This is a genomic window from Candidatus Contendobacter odensis Run_B_J11 (assembly GCF_000531125.1).
GTDB classification, from domain to species: domain Bacteria; phylum Pseudomonadota; class Gammaproteobacteria; order Competibacterales; family Competibacteraceae; genus Contendibacter; species Contendibacter odensensis.
In genome coordinates this window covers 1-17,401 of sequence record NZ_CBTK010000103.1, presented here as the reverse complement: position 1 = coordinate 17,401, position 17,401 = coordinate 1, and the positions used below count along the sequence as shown (strand labels likewise).

At 57.0% G+C, this 17,401-nt stretch carries 15 protein-coding genes, 1 tRNA gene and 1 pseudogene; 8 read left to right on the top strand and 9 right to left on the bottom strand.

Features of this window, described 5'->3' with window-relative positions; genetic code table 11:
* Nucleotides 1-580 (top strand): transposase (locus BN874_RS08235; protein WP_034432006.1); only part of this gene is annotated, 580 nt, incomplete at its 5' end.
* Between the two features lie 298 nt (nucleotides 581-878).
* Here the strand turns inward: BN874_RS08235 and BN874_RS08230 are convergent.
* The 3 genes from BN874_RS08230 to mutY all read right to left on the bottom strand — a co-directional run bounded on the left by BN874_RS08230 (nucleotide 879) and on the right by mutY (nucleotide 2,365).
* A tRNA-Phe gene (locus BN874_RS08230) sits at nucleotides 879-954 on the bottom strand.
* A 64-nt stretch (nucleotides 955-1,018) separates the two neighbouring features.
* Nucleotides 1,019-1,291: an oxidative damage protection protein gene (locus BN874_RS08225; protein ID WP_034432005.1), complete on the bottom strand. Its 273-nt coding sequence runs from the start codon at nucleotides 1,289-1,291 to the stop codon at nucleotides 1,019-1,021.
* Nucleotides 1,292-1,309: 18 nt separating this feature from the next.
* Nucleotides 1,310-2,365, bottom strand: a complete 1,056-nt coding sequence (gene mutY / locus BN874_RS08220; RefSeq protein WP_034432004.1) for an A/G-specific adenine glycosylase — start codon at nucleotides 2,363-2,365, stop codon at nucleotides 1,310-1,312.
* A 27-nt stretch (nucleotides 2,366-2,392) separates the two neighbouring features.
* On the opposite strand from mutY, the gene BN874_RS08215 reads away from it, so the two are divergent.
* Nucleotides 2,393-3,277 (top strand): SDR family oxidoreductase, encoded by an 885-nt coding sequence (locus BN874_RS08215; RefSeq protein ID WP_034432003.1) that lies wholly within the window; start codon nucleotides 2,393-2,395, stop codon nucleotides 3,275-3,277.
* 26 nt (nucleotides 3,278-3,303) lie between these two features.
* On the opposite strand, the gene BN874_RS08210 is transcribed toward BN874_RS08215, so the two are convergent.
* Nucleotides 3,304-5,715, bottom strand: coding sequence for an EAL domain-containing response regulator (locus BN874_RS08210; protein WP_034432002.1), 2,412 nt, complete (start codon nucleotides 5,713-5,715; stop codon nucleotides 3,304-3,306).
* 144 nt (nucleotides 5,716-5,859) lie between these two features.
* Nucleotides 5,860-7,713, bottom strand: coding sequence for a dihydroxy-acid dehydratase (ilvD, locus tag BN874_RS08205; protein ID WP_034432001.1), 1,854 nt, complete (start codon nucleotides 7,711-7,713; stop codon nucleotides 5,860-5,862).
* 198 nt (nucleotides 7,714-7,911) lie between these two features.
* Between ilvD and BN874_RS08200 the strand changes: the two genes are divergently transcribed.
* Entirely contained in the window at nucleotides 7,912-8,427 is a 516-nt protein-coding gene (locus BN874_RS08200) for a DUF7931 domain-containing protein (RefSeq protein WP_034432000.1), read from the top strand.
* Here BN874_RS08200 and BN874_RS08195 read toward each other — a convergent pair.
* Nucleotides 8,424-9,038 (bottom strand): NUDIX domain-containing protein, encoded by a 615-nt coding sequence (locus BN874_RS08195; RefSeq protein WP_034431999.1) that lies wholly within the window; start codon nucleotides 9,036-9,038, stop codon nucleotides 8,424-8,426. The two genes, BN874_RS08200 and BN874_RS08195, sit on opposite strands and share 4 nt — an antisense overlap.
* A gap of 125 nt (nucleotides 9,039-9,163) precedes the next feature.
* On the opposite strand from BN874_RS08195, the gene BN874_RS08190 reads away from it, so the two are divergent.
* Both BN874_RS08190 and BN874_RS08185 read left to right on the top strand, forming a co-directional pair.
* Nucleotides 9,164-11,800 carry a S8 family serine peptidase gene (locus BN874_RS08190; RefSeq protein WP_081756233.1) on the top strand — a complete coding sequence of 879 codons (2,637 nt, stop codon included), beginning with the start codon at nucleotides 9,164-9,166 and terminating at the stop codon, nucleotides 11,798-11,800.
* A complete protein-coding gene (locus BN874_RS08185; RefSeq protein ID WP_034431998.1) occupies nucleotides 11,797-12,297 on the top strand; it encodes a protease complex subunit PrcB family protein in 501 nt (166 codons plus the stop codon). The genes BN874_RS08190 and BN874_RS08185 overlap by 4 nt, the downstream gene beginning before the upstream one ends.
* Here BN874_RS08185 and BN874_RS23410 read toward each other — a convergent pair.
* The gene (locus BN874_RS23410; RefSeq protein WP_420886114.1) at nucleotides 12,239-12,454 is read right to left on the bottom strand and encodes a zinc-dependent peptidase; all 216 of its coding nucleotides are present in this window, start codon (nucleotides 12,452-12,454) and stop codon (nucleotides 12,239-12,241) included. The genes BN874_RS08185 and BN874_RS23410 overlap by 59 nt on opposite strands.
* Nucleotides 12,455-12,805: 351 nt before the next feature.
* On the opposite strand from BN874_RS23410, the gene BN874_RS08180 reads away from it, so the two are divergent.
* The 3 genes from BN874_RS08180 to BN874_RS08170 all read left to right on the top strand — a co-directional run bounded on the left by BN874_RS08180 (nucleotide 12,806) and on the right by BN874_RS08170 (nucleotide 16,064).
* Nucleotides 12,806-13,012 carry a hypothetical protein gene (locus tag BN874_RS08180; RefSeq protein ID WP_034431997.1) on the top strand — a complete coding sequence of 69 codons (207 nt, stop codon included), beginning with the start codon at nucleotides 12,806-12,808 and terminating at the stop codon, nucleotides 13,010-13,012.
* Between the two features lie 262 nt (nucleotides 13,013-13,274).
* Nucleotides 13,275-14,834, top strand: coding sequence for a class I adenylate-forming enzyme family protein (locus BN874_RS08175; RefSeq protein ID WP_034431996.1), 1,560 nt, complete (start codon nucleotides 13,275-13,277; stop codon nucleotides 14,832-14,834).
* 348 nt (nucleotides 14,835-15,182) lie between these two features.
* The gene (locus BN874_RS08170; RefSeq protein ID WP_034431995.1) at nucleotides 15,183-16,064 is read left to right on the top strand and encodes a YihY/virulence factor BrkB family protein; all 882 of its coding nucleotides are present in this window, start codon (nucleotides 15,183-15,185) and stop codon (nucleotides 16,062-16,064) included.
* 36 nt (nucleotides 16,065-16,100) lie between these two features.
* Here the strand turns inward: BN874_RS08170 and BN874_RS23405 are convergent.
* Nucleotides 16,101-16,301: pseudogene (locus BN874_RS23405) on the bottom strand (transposase); the annotation flags it as partial.
* A gap of 314 nt (nucleotides 16,302-16,615) precedes the next feature.
* A complete protein-coding gene (locus BN874_RS08160; RefSeq protein ID WP_034431993.1) occupies nucleotides 16,616-17,056 on the bottom strand; it encodes a hypothetical protein in 441 nt (146 codons plus the stop codon).
* Between the last annotated feature and the right edge of the window lie 345 nt (nucleotides 17,057-17,401).

Below are 17,401 nucleotides of genomic sequence, written 5' to 3'. Positions count from 1 at the left end.
TATTGATCTGCTTAATGGTGGAGTCGGGTTAAAACTGGCTAGAAGCGGGTTCCGCGCTAAATTTTTGTTCAAAATCAATGGCGAGTTTTGCGACAGTCTCTTAGCCTTGGCCGAGGGGGTCTTGATCTTCACGACCTGGGCTCCTGAGGGGCTGCCCACCGAAACCGTGATGGCGCTCTATCGAGTCCGATGGCCAGTGGAGCTAGTGATCAAGCGATTGAAAAGTATAATTAATATCGATCATCTCCGCGCCAGAAAAAACAGTGCGTTGGCCGATCTCTCTCTCAACGGCAAGCTGCTCTCTGCCTGGGTGATCGAGAAACGGCTCCGGCGGCGATGTGGCGACGATGGGAATCGGCGGGATCAACCGCGCCAGGTGACTCCCTGGCGGCCTTTGAAACTCGTGCAACGGGAACTGACCAGCGCCATTAGCGGTGTGCGTCAGTGGGATCTGCGCCGCTGGACGGAGGCCCTGAAGGTGATCCAGGAGCGTCCCCGTCGCCGACTGCTCCAAACCGTACCGGAGCGGGTCCGCCAACTGATCGCTCACTGCCAGGCTCAGGGACTGAGTAATATCTGAGAGTTAGGGCTTAAGTTGGCGCGTATGGGTGGATACGGTTTAGTGGCGGGCGGGCTTTGGACAAATAATTTGCGCCGTTCGTAAGGCGCATTCTATGTGTCCCATGCGGCGCAAATTATGTGTCCGCTTACAGGGCGGCTGGCGAACACCAGCAATGGTGCAGCGCTACGCACACTTGGCACCAGACCACTTGGACAAACACGCCGAGCGGCTGGCGAAGCCAAAAGTCATCCGCACAATTACCGGCACACCCACAAGAAACGCCCTACCGGAAATCGCGGCAAGGCGTTGATTTATTTGGTGGCCAGGGTCGGAATCGAACCAACGACACGCGGATTTTCAGTCCGCTGCTCTACCAACTGAGCTACCTGGCCGTATTGCGCGCTGCGTGAAAGAGGCGCGCATTAAAACAACTTACCCAGTTCGCGTCAAGCGAACTCACGTTTTCGATGGAACGTAGCCCTCCGGTAATGCGGCTCCCTCCCCGAAGAAAAACTGCTCCATCTGCCCTTCCAGAAACTGGCGGGCCTTCGGTTCAAATGGCGTCAGCCGGTACTCATTGATCAGCATGGTCTGTTGACGCAGCCATTGCTGCCAGGCCGATTTGGATACATTCTCAAAAACCCGCTTGCCCAGCTCTCCCGGATAGGGGAGGCGATCCAGGCCTTCGGCTTCGATGCCGAGTTTGATGCACTTCACCATTCGAGCCATTGCTGATTCCCATTGGTTCTACAATTCGGTTGCCAAAGCGGCCAGCAGCCGCTTGACTGGCGCGGCGACCCCGCGATCAGTGGAGTGGCAGGGGTTATACCAGACAAAACGCTCTCCTTCCATCACCACGCCAGCCGGCCCAGATACCAACGCCGGCACCGGGGTGATGTCGAGCTGAAAATGGCTAAAATTATGCCGTATCATACCCCAGGGTGGCTTAACCACCACCGTCAGGCCGAACTGCTCTTGGCACCAAGCAGCAATATCTACCTCCAGCGGGCATTCGGGAAAACTCCACAGCCCGCCCCAGACGCCAACCGGTGGTCGGCGTTCCAGTAGCACCTCACCCTCCAGCGTGCGCAGCAGCAACATCCGCGTCGCACGGACTAATCGTTTCCGATGCGGCTTTGGCTCTGGATAGGCCATCTCCTGCCCCTGAGCATGCGCTGCGCAGCCCTCCGCCAGTGGACACGCCGCACAATAGGGTCGTCGCGGCGTACAAATCATTGCTCCGAGATCCATGATGGCCTGGGTGTAAGCCGCTACTCGTTGCACCGGAGTGTAACGCTCTGCCAATTCCCACAACGTCGTTTGTACCCGTGACTGGCCCGGCCAGCCCGCGACCGCTCCGAACCGTGCCAGCAACCGTTTGACATTGCCATCCAGAATCGGCTGGTGCTGATCAGCCGCCAGCGCCAAAATCGCCCCTGCGGTCGAACGACCGATGCCGGGTAACTGTTGCAGGATCGCAATATCCAGCGGCATTGTCCCGCCATGCTGTTCGCAGAGTATTTGCGCTGTTCGGTGTAAATGCCGGGCGCGGGCGTAATAGCCTAATCCAGCCCACAGCCATAACACCTCATCCAGTTCAGCATCGGCCAGCTTCCGAAGATCGGGAAACCGTTCTATGAACCGCTGATAATAGGGAATGACTGTCTCCACCTGGGTTTGTTGCAGCATGATCTCCGAGATCCAAACCCGGTAGGGCGTAGGATTTTCCTGCCATGGCAACTGCTTACGACCGTGCGCGTCGAACCAGCCCAGTACGCGCTGGCTAAATTCATTTGGACTCATCGGGTTCCACTTCACGAGGATTTTGTTATGGCACGCATTCTGATTGCCGGTTGTGGCGATGTCGGCGCTACCTTGGGCCAGAGCCTAAGTGGGGCTGGGCATGAAATCTGGGGTCTAAAACGCCATCCGGCGGATCTACCGCCCGGCATTCAACCGCTGGCGGCGGATCTTACCGATCCTGCGACGCTAACAATGCTGCCGGCGGCGCTGGACTTCGTAGTCTACAGCGCTGCCGCTGCCGGTTTTAGCGAGGCCGCTTATCAAGCCGCTTATGTGACTGGTGTCCGCAACCTGTTGAACGCTTTGCGCCAGACGGGCCATTCACCTCGGCGGTTACTGTTCACCTCCAGCACCTCGGTCTACGCCCAGCACCAAGGGGAATGGGTGGACGAGGATTCACCGGCGGAGGCGGACGGTTTTAGCGGGCGTTGCATCCGTGCAGGCGAACAATGGATGTGGGACAGCGGTTGGCCGGCAGTCGCCGTCCGTTTCGGCGGTATCTACGGCCCCGGGCGCACCCGGCTGATTGAAAGCGTCCGCGACGGCAGCGCGACCCGTCCCGCCGGCCCGCCGCTCTATACCAACCGCATCCATCGCGACGACTGCGCCCGGGTGCTGGAACATCTCCTCTTTCTGCCGGATGCGGAGCCGCTCTATCTGGCTGTGGATAATGATCCGGCGCCGCTGGGTGAAGTGCTGAGCTGGCTGGCGAGGCAACTGGGCGTCCCGGAGCCGCCGCTGGCCGCCCATCCGCTGCTGAAGCCCGGTGCTGAAGCAGGTAGTAATGCTGCACTGCGAATGCGCGCCAGCAAGCGTTGCCGCAACGTCCGGTTGCGCGCCAGCGGCTTCACCTTTGGTTATCCCGGCTACCGGGAGGGCTATGCAGCGTTGCTGTGCGCCACGCAAGGTTAACTGTTGTTCGAGAAAACCGGCGTTGTTTAGAAGGCCGCGCCGGAGAAGTCGTAGCTCATCTCACGATAGGGTTGTTGCAGGAAAAATCCCTGGATCAGGTCTACGCCCAGCGACCATAGAATCGGCATTGCTTGCACGTCCTCCACCCCACCGACAATAGTTAATGCGCCCAAGGTCTCCAGATTCTGTACCAGTTCGCGGAGCTGGGTCTGTTTGACCCGATCCTTGGATAACTGATTGACAAAATACATGTCCAGTTTGATGTAATCAGCCCCCAGATTTTTGAGCAGCCCTAGCGAATCGGTGCCCCGTCCGAAGCGATCCAGGCAAAATCCGCAACCCAGTTGTTTAATCCCGCTCAGGAAACCGAACATATCACGCATGTTGCGCTCGGCCACTGACTCTGCCACCTCGAACACAATCCGTTGTGCCTCCACCCCTGCCTGTTCCAGTCGTTCACGCAGCCAGCCGCTTAAAGTGCGATCTTTTAACGTGATCGGCAGAATCTTGATAAACAGCGTGGTAGCCAACTGCCGCTGCTTGAGCATGTCAATAGCGTGTTCGATGACCCAGCGATCCAGCGTCATCCCCAGTTCGTGGTTGTGGACTACGCCAAATACGCTGCCTGGAATCAGATCCTGACCCTCGCTATCACGCAGGCGCAGCAACACTTCATAACGTTCATTGGCATCGCCGCGCATGCTGGCGATGGGTTGGAACACCAGCCAGGTTCGCTCGTGTTCGACGATCTCCTTCACCTGACTCAGTACCCGTCCTCGCGATGACATCTCCTGATCACGCTTGGGCGCTACCACGTTCTGTTGTAGATAAATCCGCTCGCCCTTGGCCTCCCGCGCCAGGCCACAGGCTGAATCTGCGCCCTGGATCAGCATCAGGTGTTCCTGACTGCGGTCGGTCGCTATTGAAATGCCAATACTGGTTCGCAACAGCAGGGCCTGATCGCCCACTTTGTAAAATCCGGTTTCCAGGGCGTCGCGAATCCGGCGGGCCAGCCTCAGCAAGGGTTCGCCAAGCAGATTGGGGATCATGACGGTGAAAATGGCGTCGCTGAATCGTGCGGACGGCTGCTCGTAGTTCAGAATCTGGCGCAATCGGTTGGCGGCTTGTCCCACCACTTCATCGGCGGTCGCTACCCCAGCGGAATCACGAATAGCACGCAGGTTGTCCAGCATGATGAACACCACCGCCAAGGATTGCGTGCGCAGCCCCAGGGTTTCAATAGCCCGCTCCAGCAACATCAGGAACCGCCCGCGATTGTAGAGGCCGCTGACAGCATCGTTATCGGTCAGTGCGCCGAGTCTAACCCGCAGCGTGCGCGCTCGACGCAAGCGCTGCTTGACCTCCCAGCACAGATGACTGACCGGCACCGGTTTAGCCAGTACGCTGGCGCCCGGCGCATCCAAATCCATCAGGTAATGGGCGGTATCAGCGGGGAAACATAGCAGGATCATCGGCAGAACGTCACATTCCCGGTGCTGTGCAATTACTCGGGCCAGTTCGGGTCCGCTGATTTCCTTGATGTCTAGGTCGATCAGCAGCAAATCGGGCCGGAAGCGTTGAATGTCCTGCAACACTTGCAGCGGCTGGATCACCACGCGGGGGGTAATCCCTTCTTCTTCCAGCGCCCCCGCCATCTCCCAGGCCTCGGCTGGCCGGTCGTTCACGATTAGCACCCGATAATAGCTTTCGGAAGTCTGCGGCAGCAGCAGTTCCCGCAGCGCTGTCAGCACCTCATCGCAATCCAGCGGCTTGTTAAAGTAGGCGGTGCTGCCCGCCCGCACTGCCTCCAAGCGCGCCGACATGTCGTTGCGTTCGGCCAGAAACAGCACTGGTGCCCGCAGTCCCACTTGATCACGCAGGGTTGCAATCAGCGCCGTGGCTACCTCCGCACCCTCAGGGAAATCAACATCAAGAATAATGGCGCCGGGTACTCGGTCGTTTAACCGTTCTTCGGCCTCAATCAGGTTGGTTAGATGTCGCACCCGATAGCCTGAATCTTCAAGCTTTCCAATCAATGAGCTTTGGCCGTCGGGGGCGATAACGAAAATTTCCGGCTGCGGCGCCAGCAAGGGGCGCGTCCGGGGTTCATCGCTCGCGCTACGCCCACCCTCCGCGACCAACCGGTGCCGCAATGCATCAATTAGCGCGGTCAGCCGCTGTCGCTCGGGTTCACGGGGTATGCCACTAGCGGTTAGGCAGTTTTTGACGTGTTGTTCCAACTGCGCAACCAGGTTACTCAGGGATTCGTCGCTGCCAACGGCGATGTTTTTCGCCATATCCTGGGCCAGGCGCCCTAGCATCGCGAATGACTTGGCGTTCCATTTGACGTAGTACAGCTTTTGCCACAGATCCTCAATCAGCTTTAGATGATTGAGGAACCGAAGACGCTGACTCTCTGGGTTATCTACCTGGCTCATGCCCCATCCCCTTATTGGTTTTACAATAACAGCGACCCGGATTTCGCCCGCCAAACCTTCCGCACCCAAGACAAATCTTCAACACAGGGGATCGCTACGTAGCGGGATCGCTACGTAGCGTCTGGCAGGCTTTACCCTGGTTGGTCAACGTTCCACTTGGGTCACGTCGCGCACCGCACCATAGGCGGCGCTGGTGGTCATGGCGGCATAGGCACGCAACGCCGGAGAGACCAAACGCTGACGGTGGGCCGGTTTCCACGCCGCCGCACCAAGCGCCTGCATTGTGGCCCGCCGCCGCTGCAACTCCGCAGCGCTCACCGCCAAATGGACGCGGCGGTTGGGAATATCAATTTCGATCCGGTCGCCCTCTTCGACCAGCGCAATCGCACCGCCTTCGGTCGCTTCCGGCGAAACGTGGCCGATGGACAGCCCGGAAGTGCCGCCGGAAAAGCGTCCGTCAGTGAGCAGGGCGCACACCTTGCCCAATCCTTTGGACTTGAGATAGCTGGTGGGATAGAGCATTTCCTGCATTCCCGGCCCGCCGCGTGGCCCTTCGTAGCGAATCAGCACTACATCGCCCGGTTGAATCCGCCCGCCCAGAATGGCATCGACTGCATCTTCCTGGCTTTCCATAATCCGCGCCGGTCCCTGGAAGGTGAGATTGGCTTCGTCCACGCCAGCGGTTTTAACGATGCAGCCATCCTCGGCGATGTTACCGTACAGCACCGCCAACCCACCGTCCTGCGAATAGGCGTGGGAACGAGCGCGAATGCAGCCGTTCTCGCGATCCAGATCCAGGCTCGGCCAGCGGGTGGTCTGGCTGAACGCTTCCTGGCTGGGAATGCCGGCAGGTCCGGCGGAATAGCGCAGCCGGGCCTCGTCCCAGGAACTGGATCGGGCGATGTCCCAGCGATCCAGCACCTCGGCCATGGTCTCGCTGTGAACGGTACGCACCTCACGATGCAGCAGCCCGGCGCGATCCAGTTCGCCCAGAATGGCGATCACCCCGCCGGCCCGGTGGACGTCTTCCATGTGATATTTCTGAGTGGCGGGCGCGACCTTGCACAGATTCGGCACTCGCCGCGACAGCCGGTCAATATCGCGCATGGTGAAATCCACCCCAGCCTCATGCGCGGCGGCCAGCAGGTGCAACACGGTGTTGGTGGAACCGCCCATGGCGACATCAAGGCTGATAGCGTTCTCGAACGCGGCGAAACAGGCAATACTGCGCGGCAGCACCGACTCGTCGCCCTGCTGGTAATAGCGTTGGGTGAGGGCAACGATGCGCCGCCCCGCTTCCAGAAACAGTTCGCGGCGGTCGGCATGGGTCGCCAGCAGCGAGCCGTTGCCGGGCAGGCTCAAGCCCAGCGCCTCGGTCAGGCAGTTCATCGAGTTGGCGGTAAACATGCCGGAGCAGGAACCGCAGGTGGGACAGGCCGAGCGCTCCAGTTCCGCAACTGTGGCGTCGTCGAGACTGGAATCGGCGGCGGCGACCATGGCGTCCACCAGATCCAGCTTCACCTCCTTGCCCGCCAGTCGGGTTTTGCCGGCTTCCATCGGCCCGCCGGAGACAAAAATAGCGGGGATGTTCAGACGCATGGCGGCGATCAACATGCCGGGGGTAATTTTGTCGCAGTTGGAAATGCACACCAGCGCGTCGGCACAGTGAGCATTGACCATATACTCCACCGAATCGGCGATCAATTCACGGGAAGGGAGCGAGTACAGCATCCCGCCGTGACCCATGGCGATACCGTCATCAACAGCGATGGTGTTGAATTCCTTGGCGATGCCGCCGGCTTTTTCGATCTCGCGGGCCACCAGTTGCCCCAAGTCTTTCAGATGAACATGGCCGGGCACGAACTGGGTGAAGGAATTGGATATGGCAATGATCGGTTTGCCAAAGTCGCCGTCCTTGACGCCAGTGGCCCGCCACAGGGCGCGAGCGCCGGCCATGTTGCGGCCGTGGGTGGTAGTGCGGGAACGGTAATCGGGCATATCAGGCTCCACGAGACTGGAAATGAAGGCGGAACGATCCGGAAAGGCTGCCAAGCAGCTTGAAAATTCTACGTCAATTTCCAGCCTTCGTGGCATGAATCCGCTGGAACCCTGCGCTGCTTTCCAAGCCAAAGCGAAAGTTCTGGAGGTACAACAAGCCCAGGTGTAAAGCTCTACCCAAACAATGAGGTGACAGCGATGGTAGACCAGCACGAAATTAACGAAATTTCCCCGCTTCCCCTGAATGGGTTGGAAGAGAGTCGGCGCGCATTACTGGAATTGATTAGCGGGATGCGGCGCACTCTGTATTTGTATACGCCGCTGGTGCGGCCAGAGTTGTACAACGATGCCGATGTGCTGGCCGCTATCCGCGACCGGGTGGTGACTCAGCCGAAAGTCCGGTTCCAACTGGTGTTGCCATCGGCGCGGGAATGGCGCAGCGCCTGTCCGGGATTGGCGCGACTGGCAGAGCGCTTGACCACTGCGCTGCTGCTGCGTATTCCGGATCGGCGGGAACTCCCGGATTGGCCGGAACTGGGGCAGGCGTTCGCTATCGCCGATGAGCAGGCGCTATTGCGTTTCAGCGACCCGCGCCGCCTGATCGGCGAGTATGTGCCGCAGTCCAGCGAGCGGATGAAGGAACTACTGGAACTCTTCCGCACGATCTGGGATCGGTCGCAGCCCGATCCTGACCTGCGGGTACTGAACATCTAGGCCGGTGCCGAACCCCAGCGTTCCTGTAATGTGGCCCGATTCAGCTCCAGCCATTGCAAAGCGATGATCGGCGCGGCAGAGTTGATGCGGCCGGAATGCAATAAATCCAGCGCCTCACGGCGGGAAACGACCTGCAAGCGGATGTCCTCATGTTCAGAGGCAACGCCGCAGATGTGGCGGGTAATGGTCGCGGCATCCACCCGTCCGCAAAATAGGGTGATGCTCTCCGAAGTGCCACCGGGACTAACCAGGTAATGACAGATCGGAATAACATCGAGCAACTGGCAACCGGCTTCTTCGGTGGTTTCGCGTCGCGCCACCTCCTCAGTAGTTTCGCCGGGATGGTCAATAATCCCGGCGACGATTTCCAGCAACCAAGGGCCGCCGGGAAATTCCAGCGCTCCGATCCGAAATTGTTCCAGTAAAACGACTTGGTCGGAAGCTGGGTCGTACAGCAGCACTGCGACGGCATGACCGCGTTCCAGGCATTCGCGGGTCATTGCCGAACTCCAGCCGCCGGCGAACAGTTCATGCCGCAGCCGGTACTTTTCCATGCGGAAAAATCCGCGATAGCCGATAGACTGATCAAGTATCTCAAACTGATAGTTCATGCCACAGGTCCCGCGTGGGTGGAGATCATTGAAATAGAATCTACCCTGAAGATTCCATGCGGTTTCAGTATAAGGCAGACGCGATGATCAATCGGGTTCTGCGACGGATCATAAGAGGATGAGCAATGAAGCGGGTCACTTCCAAGCGATCAATCCTGATGATGGCAATAGCCACTTTGTTATCGCAAGCCTGTGGAGGGGGAGGGGGGAGCGACAATTCAACACCGCCAACGCCGCCAACGCCGCCACCTACTACCCAGTACACGTTGAGCGGAACCATTCGCCCGGCCTCGGGCACCGCCATTGACAGCGATGTCAATGATCCGGTGGCCTCGTACCGATCCAACGATACCGTCGCGGAGGCTCAACCAATTCCCAATCCAGTCACGCTCAGCGGCTATGTTAACCAACCCGGTAGCGGTTCCAGCGGGCGGTCGCGTACCACTGGCGATGAGGTGGATGTCTACAAGGTCAGCCTGCTGGCGGGCCAGCCGATTAACCTGCTGATTGCCGGTGATGGTGTCAATGACGATCTGGATCTGGCATTGGCCGATATTAACGGCAAGATTATTGATGCTTCCGCCAGTCAGAACCGGGCGGAATCGCTGACGATTAAGACCGGCGGCGATTATCTGGTGGTGGTGGCGGTGGATAAAGGCGCATCCAACTATGTATTGACCATTGGTCAGGCATTGGCGCCAGTCAGTACGGGGACGCGGCTGCGACTGAGCGATCCTTTCGTCACTGGAGAAGCCATTGTCCTCTTTCGGGATGCTGCGACGATGCCGGCGGGCGGCTTGCGTGCCCAAGCACTGAACCCGACCGTGCGGGAGCAGGGAGAACCGGAACGCAACACTTTAATCGAACTCGATAAACAGGCGCAGGTCAGCACCTATTCGCCATTAGCCGACACTGCTGGGTCTTGCTTCCCGGAAGAGTTTCAGCCGGACGATCCGGTGTTGCGGGACAAACTGAAGACCCTGTGCCTGATCAAGGTGCTGAAACGTGATTCGAGTGTTGCGGACGCTACGCCCAATTTTATCCGCGAAGTAAACTTCGTCCCCAACGATCCGCTTTATCAATTCCAGTGGCATTACCCGCAGATCAACCTGCCGCAAACCTGGGATCTGACCACCGGCGCCAACACCCTGGTGGCGGTGATTGATACTGGTGTGGTGCTTAGTCATCCCGATCTGCAAGGGCAACTGGTGGACGGCTATGACTTCATCAAAGATCCAGCTAATGCCGGCGATGGCGATGGTATTGACCGCGATCCCAGCGATCCCGGTGATCGATCCAATCCTGACGGCAGCAGTTCCTTCCACGGTACTCATGTGAGCGGTACGGTCGCCGCCGCCACCAACAATAGCATTGGGGTAGCGGGAGTGGCTTTTAGTGCCAAAGTGATGCCGCTGCGGGTGTGCGGCCAATTTGGCTGTTCCGATTACGACATCGAGCAGGCGATGCGCTTCGCCGCTCGGTTACCTAACGACTCCGGCACGGTGCCGCCGCGTCGTGCCGATGTGATCAATCTCAGCATTGGCGGTCCCGGTTTCTCATCCGCTTCCCAAGCGGTCTACGATCAGGTGCGCGCTGCTGGCGTAGTCATCGTCGCTGCGGCGGGCAACGAAGCCAGCAGTGAACCGTCCTATCCCGCCGGCTATCCGGGGGTGATCGGGGTCAGCGCGGTGGACATCAACAAGAATCTGGCACCGTACTCCAACTTCGGACCGTGGGTTAGCGTAGCTGCGCCCGGCGGCAGTACCGCTAGAGACGTGAACGGTGACGGCAAACCGGATGGCGTCCTCAGCACGGTCGCTACCGATAGCGGCGGCAAACTGGTCAACGACTATGTGATCTGGCAGGGCACTTCGATGGCGACGCCACACATGGCCGGGGTGGTGGCGTTAATGAAATCAGTGGCTCCCAATCTGACGCCGGCGGATGTTGCCAATCTGCTGGCCAGTGGAGCGCTCACCGAAGATCTGGGCACTGCGGGAAAGGATGACCGGTTCGGTTATGGCCTGATCAACGCTTATAAAGCGGTGACTGCCGCTGCCAATACCGGGGGTAATCCGGTCAATCCAACCCCGATCCTTGCGGTCAGCCCATCGGCGCTGAACTTTGGGATCAGCGTGAGCAGCCAGACGCTCACGGTGTTGAATGGTGGCGGCAGCAATCTGACAGTGAATGCGCCCACTGAGAATTCCGGCGGCTGGCTGAGCGTGACCCCGACCCAGATCAATGCCAGTGGCATAGGTAACTACGCGGTTGCGGTACGGCGCGATGGCTTGGCGGATGGGGTATACAGCGCAACGATCACTTTCGGCTCCAACGCCAATGGGGTTCAAGTGCGGGTGATTATGCAGATCGCCAACAACTTGAGCGCTGGCGCGGTCGGCCAGCAGTATGTACTGCTGGTGAATCCAACGACCGGAGACACCATTGCCGATGTGACCGCAGTGCGGCAGGCTAATGGCAGCTACACCTACACCCTGAGCGATGTTCCCGCCGGTAGCTATGAAATTTTCGCGGGTAGTGACTCCAACAATAACCAGTTTATTTGCGATATTGGCGAGTCCTGCGGGGCGTACATCACTACCGATGCGCCAGTAATGATTGAGGTCAACCAGAATCGGAGTGGGCTGGACTTCGTGAGTGGCTTTACGGTGAACCTGGCGGACTTCAAGTCGGTGAAAGCGGATACTGGCGAGACCGGGAAGCGGCGGCATTCAACCAGGCAAGTGGGGACTGCGCATTGAAGCGGATCGCCTGGGCAATACTGGCGGCGCTGGCGCTGACCTCGGGCTGCGGCTATCCCGGCGGTGGCGGGTTGGGTAACGTGGTTCTGCCAGTGAAAACGCTGTACGGTAGCGGCCAGTGCGGCGGTCTGGATCAGCCGGTAGTGATCTGGATCGCCAGCCCGGAAGCGTGGCAGCAACGGTACGGACAGGTGATGAGCCTGCGGACGGAGCCACCACCGCCACCAGCGGTGGATTTTCCCCGCGCGGGGGTGTTGCTGATGGCGATGGGATCGCGGCCCTCGTCCGGTTATGGCCTCAGCCTGGCAGAGGAATTTGCCACGGTGCGGGACGGGGTGCTGATGGTGCGGGTGGACTGGCGCGAGTCGCTGCCCGGTTACCGGCAGGCTCAGGTTATGAGCAGTCCCTGCCTGTTGGCGTTGTTACCTGATGCATTGTTTAACCGCATTCAGGTTTTGGATCAGGAGGGTCGGCTGCGGTTGGAAGGCATTCGCTAAACCGCCGGGTTAGCGGATCCTGCCGATAGAATGCCTGGAGTTGCCGGTAAACCTCCGGGTAGCTGTCAGCGACTATCTCCAGCGCCTCGAAAAACGCTTCGCTGATGACCGCGAAAAATTCAGCGGGGCTGTCGGCGGCGTAATACCATTTCTCTATAAATTTAGGTTCTTCGAGGGTTTCTGTGGAGATCGTCTCCCAAGACGGATTGTAGCCCGCCGCGCCGGCTTGTGGTTAAGTTGATGCCTTTGCAGATCAATCGGTTATTGATGAGCGATTCACTGAATATCACATTTATGAGGCACTAAACCCCGGTTTCCACAAGAACCGTCGAAGAACCTCTATAGAGAAATGGTATTACTTGTGGATTCTGGCCCGCACCCGACCATTGCCGCCGACCGGGTGCGAGCGGCTACTGGAACAAGCAAAGGCTCTGGGCTTCGCCACGGATGAGTTGATCGGGGTGAGGCCGGATCGTGAAGACGCTTTAATGTAGAGGAGACCTTAATCATGAACGCCTCGATGACCCCTCCGCAGGATATCCGCCAGAACCCAAGCGACCGCAAGACGCGCATCCCGCGAGCAGCGCAAGCCCGATTGCTCCTGCATGGCTTAGATGCAGATTTGCCGTTTATGGACGCGCTGCGCGAGACGCTGCCCGATGAAGAGGCTCGCTTGGCGTATTTGAATCATCTGGCGTGGCAGGCGCGGTCATGAACTCGTGCCAGGTGGTGGCGTCGGAGGAAGGCATTAAACCGGCTACATTTCAGGTGTGGCTGGCTGACCATCACATGGCCCTCTGAACCTCGCGGGTCTCCACGAGAGCCAACAGCCGGGGGGTACGCGGCGGCGTTCCATGGTTTGGAAGGAATAGGGAAGGTGGTGTTGTCCAACGAATGAGCGTCGGGCTTTATTGATTCCGTTGATGGATTGATTCTAAAGTCGGTGTTTTCCCGTCCTTGATCAGAAAGAGATTCCCATGGGATTCATTCAAAATTATGACGATCTACCGATGAATTGGGTGGGCGATTGGGCCGGACGCCGTGCGGCGCTGACGCCTTACCGAACCGCTCTGTATGACGCATTCACCCAAAAAACCTACACCTTTCAGGACATGAACGACCGGGCGTGCCGGGTAGGAGCCTATCTGAGCGATGCGCTGGGCCTGTGTAAAGGCGATGTCCTCGCGCTGATAAGCCGCAACCGGATCGAATCCATTGATCTTTATCTGGCTTGCGGCAAATTGGGGATTATTTTAGCCCCGTTGAGCCAGCGGTTGAAAAAGCCGGAACTGGATGATCTGCTGACACGCCTCCAGCCCCGCGTCCTGGTTCACGAACATCAATATGCCGAGCTGGTCCTGGCCTTATCGGTGCCTTCCTCAGTTCAAGCGCTGATCAACATCGATGATGACCAGAATATTTTTGAAACCCTTATCCTGAAGACCGATCTCCGAGCGGTGAACGTGCCGCTGGCGATGACGGATCGTTGCCTGTACGTCCACACCGGCGGGACAACCGCCGTGCCGAAAATCTGCATCGTGTCTTATCGGCAGATGGTCTGGAACTCGGTCGACATTCTCGCCACCGGCCTCGCCGGGGCTTACCAAAAGGTACTCATCACTTTCCCGTTCTTTCACATCGGCGGCTGGAATACCTTTACCCCGCTGTTTCATGCCGGCATCACCAGCGTCTTGATGCGCGAATTCAATCCCGGCTTGATCCTGGAACTGATCCATGAAGGGCGCGTCGAGAATTTTGGCGCGGTCGAAGCCATGCTGCAATTCCTGATCGCCCATCCAAAATTTGCGGAAACCGATTTTTCCCACTTGAAGGCGATCACCACCGCCGCCGCGCCGTGTTCAAAGGCGGTGATGAAAGTCTTCCTCGATAAAGGCATTCCGATCAGTCAGACCTACGGGATGACCGAGGCCGGCCCCTCCAATTTTGCCTATATCGCTCGTTCCGATTCTCTGGACGAGTTGCTGGTGAATTCAGCGAGCATCGGCATGTCCATGTTTCACTGCGACGCTAAAATCGTCGATCAGGAAACCGGATGCGACGTTGAACCCGGCCAAATCGGCGTGCTGTGTCTGCGCAGTCCGCATAACTTTGACGGTTATCTCGATGATCCGGCGCGGACTGAAAAAGTCATTCACCCGGACGGCTGGATGGAAACCGGAGATTTAGCAATGCAGGATCAGGACGGTCTCGTGTTCATCCAAGGACGGGCCGACAACATGTTTATCTCGGGCGGAGAAAACATTTCCCCGGAGGAGATCGAACAGGCTTTAATGAAACATCCCGCCGTCGCTGGAGCGATTTGCGCCGGCATCCCCGATCCGCAATGGGGACAAGCGCCCGTCGCGCTGGTGATGTTTCACGCCGGCAGGAGTGCTGGGGAAGAGGAACTCAAGGCGTTTTGCCGGGACTCTTTAGCCGATTATAAGGTTCCCAAGCAGGTCCGGCCGGTGGCCGAACTGCCGCTTACCGGCGCTGGAAAACTGAACCGTCATGCCGTCGTTACGATGTTTTCCTAAAATCAGCGATCACCAGATCCTGTACTCAAGATCAATGGTTCGGACAGTTTCAGTTCTTCAAGCGTCTGGGTGAAACACCGATGAGTTCACGGAACCCCTTGAAAAACCATAGCTTCGAGCCTTGATGGAGAGTTAAGCAAAATCAACAAATTATTTTATCCAAGTCCGGTCAATCCCTGAGTTGGCTTTAATTTAGCCTATGAAAGCTGACCGGTTGATGGTAATCGCCAAAACTGTCCGAACCATTGAGATAAAATGATACACGCTTTAGTCTTCGATCCGAGGTATCCCGGATTTTCCCAACATCAGATAGAATGAAAGCCTTATGCGGATTGGAAGGGGATAATCGTGGCTTTTCGGTATCATTTCAAATTAAAAATCCTGTGGACGCTGCTTAAAGAAACAGTACACGCTTGGAACGACGACAAAGCAGAATACATGGCTGCTGCTTTGTCTTACTACACGGTATTTGCGCTTGCACCGTTGCTGATAGTGGCTATTGCTGTGGCAGGATTCGTGTTTGGTCGTGAAGCGGCCCAGGGACATCTTATTTCCGAAATCAGGGATATTGTCGGTGCTGAAGGTGCAGTGCTGATTCAGCAAGTGCTGGCTAATTCAAGCAAACCTGCCCAGGGGATTGGTGCAACCGTTGTCGGTCTTGCGACTCTTCTTTTTGGAACAACGAGGGTTTTTGTTCAACTGCAAGACGCCCTTAATACCATTTGGGATGTCGTACCGAGCGAGGGTATTCTTCGGTCGTTTTTACGCAAGCGCCTACTTTCGTTCTCCTTAGTCCTAGGTATCGGTTTTCTTTTTCTGGTTTCTTTAGTGGTCAGCGCGCTTGTTGCAGTGATTGACCAAAATCTGGCTGTATTGATGCCTGGCTTTCCGACGATAGTGTACGTCATCGATCTGTCCAACTCGTTTATAGTGATTTCACTCTTATTCGCAATGATCTACAAATTTTTACCCGATGCCCATGTCGCTTGGGGCGATGTGTGGTTAGGAGCAATCCTTAGCGCATTGCTTTTTTCGGTGGGCAAAAACATCATGGGTCTCTACATTATAAAAGCCGGTGGGCAATCGGTTTACGGTGCAGCCGGTTCTTTAGTGGTGGTATTAGTTTGGGTTTACTACTCGGCTCAACTTCTCTTTTTTGGAGCTGAATTCACCTGGGTTTATGCACGCTATTTTGGGTCGAGAAGGGAATCCACAACAGAGGTTAGCTAATAAACAGTATCAGAGGCTATATAAAAACTTAATTACCTAAAGAACTGCTAGAATGACTCTTTCATCTGCTCGTCTTTTGCAAAGATGCTGCAACATTAATCGACTGCAAGCGATATAAACTTGGCCCGAACTGGACGTGGGTTTCCGCTCATAATCTTTGCTTAATCTGCGGGAACGACTCAGCCAAGCAAAGGTTCGCTCTACCACCCATCGCCGAGGTAAAACTTCAAAACCTTTTACTGGTTTCAATCCTTGTTGTATTGGATGAGTCATTGCGACCCAGGCCATTTCCAGGTTTAGCACCACACTGAAAACCAATCCCATAAGGAGGGTCGCTCACAATGGCGTCCACGCAGCCCGACCGTTGCAAATGCGGCAATAGCTCCAAGCAATCGCCGAAGTACAGCGTGGCGTTGCCGATGAGGACGAGTTGGGGCATGGGCATCTTGAGGAACCTTGAGGTGAGGGGTATACTGAAATTAAGCCGCACGACGCCTAGGGCGTTTGGCTCGGGGACTCAGCAATGAGGGACATCGAGCAGTGCGGCGGTTTTATTTTGGCCGCTTGAACATCGTGTAGACAACGACGCTGGCACGACGCACTTCATAAATAACCGTGTACCGATAAGCGCCCATCTCCTCAATAACCTCCAAACGAGAACATCCGTTCTTTGATTGTGGGGGTGTTCCAGAATGGATGTTTTTGGCTTGGTTCAGAATTAGCCGAGCTAAGGCCAAATCAGCATCAGTAATCGGCTCTTGCCCTCGGCTGCGCTCGGAAGGCGAGCCGTGATGCAGCAGAGTATGGCGCGTGTAGTCATGATCAAGCGCCACTTGCTTCCCAGTAACGGGTACGCCCAAAGCATCCGTATGTACCGCGATAGCCGCTTCAATACTCCCTATTACAAGCGGCGGTTGCTTATCTCTTGGCGCGTTTAGGCAGCCATTGGCAAAGTCTTTGACTGAAGTTGTGCGGTCTGATTGAACATTCATGTCAGCCAGTATAGGGCGCTTTGCTACTATATCCCCGACCGTCTTCCACTGCTACAGCGGGTCTTTGCCCTCGTTGTAGATGCTTTCCAGCGTCTCACCACCCTTGAGTACCCGATCCAGCTTGTCCACACTCCCCGCGATTTGCCGCGCCTCATTGAACGAGTTTCAATCCTTGTTGTATTGGATTAGTCATTGCGACGCTTTCTCGATTTTCGGCGCGACCGTCTTCCAGTTTCAATCCTTGTTGTATTGGATTAGTCATTGCGACTTTGCCGCGAACACGGCTATAGCAATCATTTACAGGTTGTGGAATTTTTCAACACACCCTTCTGAAAAATTTATAGT

Bases quoted from the DNA above. Each gene is read 5' to 3' on its own strand.
- BN874_RS08215 (WP_034432003.1), top strand. From the start codon at position 2,393: ATGGCACGCATTCTGATTGCCGGTTGTGGCGATGTCGGCGCTACCTTG.
- BN874_RS08195 (WP_034431999.1), bottom strand. From the start codon at position 9,038: ATGAACTATCAGTTTGAGATACTTGATCAGTCTATCGGCTATCGCGGA.
- BN874_RS08160 (WP_034431993.1), bottom strand. From the start codon at position 17,056: ATGAATGTTCAATCAGACCGCACAACTTCAGTCAAAGACTTTGCCAAT.
- mutY (WP_034432004.1), bottom strand. From the start codon at position 2,365: ATGAGTCCAAATGAATTTAGCCAGCGCGTACTGGGCTGGTTCGACGCG.
- BN874_RS08200 (WP_034432000.1), top strand. From the start codon at position 7,912: ATGGTAGACCAGCACGAAATTAACGAAATTTCCCCGCTTCCCCTGAAT.
- BN874_RS08190 (WP_081756233.1), top strand. From the start codon at position 9,164: ATGAAGCGGGTCACTTCCAAGCGATCAATCCTGATGATGGCAATAGCC.
- BN874_RS08175 (WP_034431996.1), top strand. From the start codon at position 13,275: ATGGGATTCATTCAAAATTATGACGATCTACCGATGAATTGGGTGGGC.
- ilvD (WP_034432001.1), bottom strand. From the start codon at position 7,713: ATGCCCGATTACCGTTCCCGCACTACCACCCACGGCCGCAACATGGCC.
- BN874_RS08210 (WP_034432002.1), bottom strand. From the start codon at position 5,715: ATGAGCCAGGTAGATAACCCAGAGAGTCAGCGTCTTCGGTTCCTCAAT.
- BN874_RS08225 (WP_034432005.1), bottom strand. From the start codon at position 1,291: ATGGCTCGAATGGTGAAGTGCATCAAACTCGGCATCGAAGCCGAAGGC.
- BN874_RS08180 (WP_034431997.1), top strand. From the start codon at position 12,806: ATGAACGCCTCGATGACCCCTCCGCAGGATATCCGCCAGAACCCAAGC.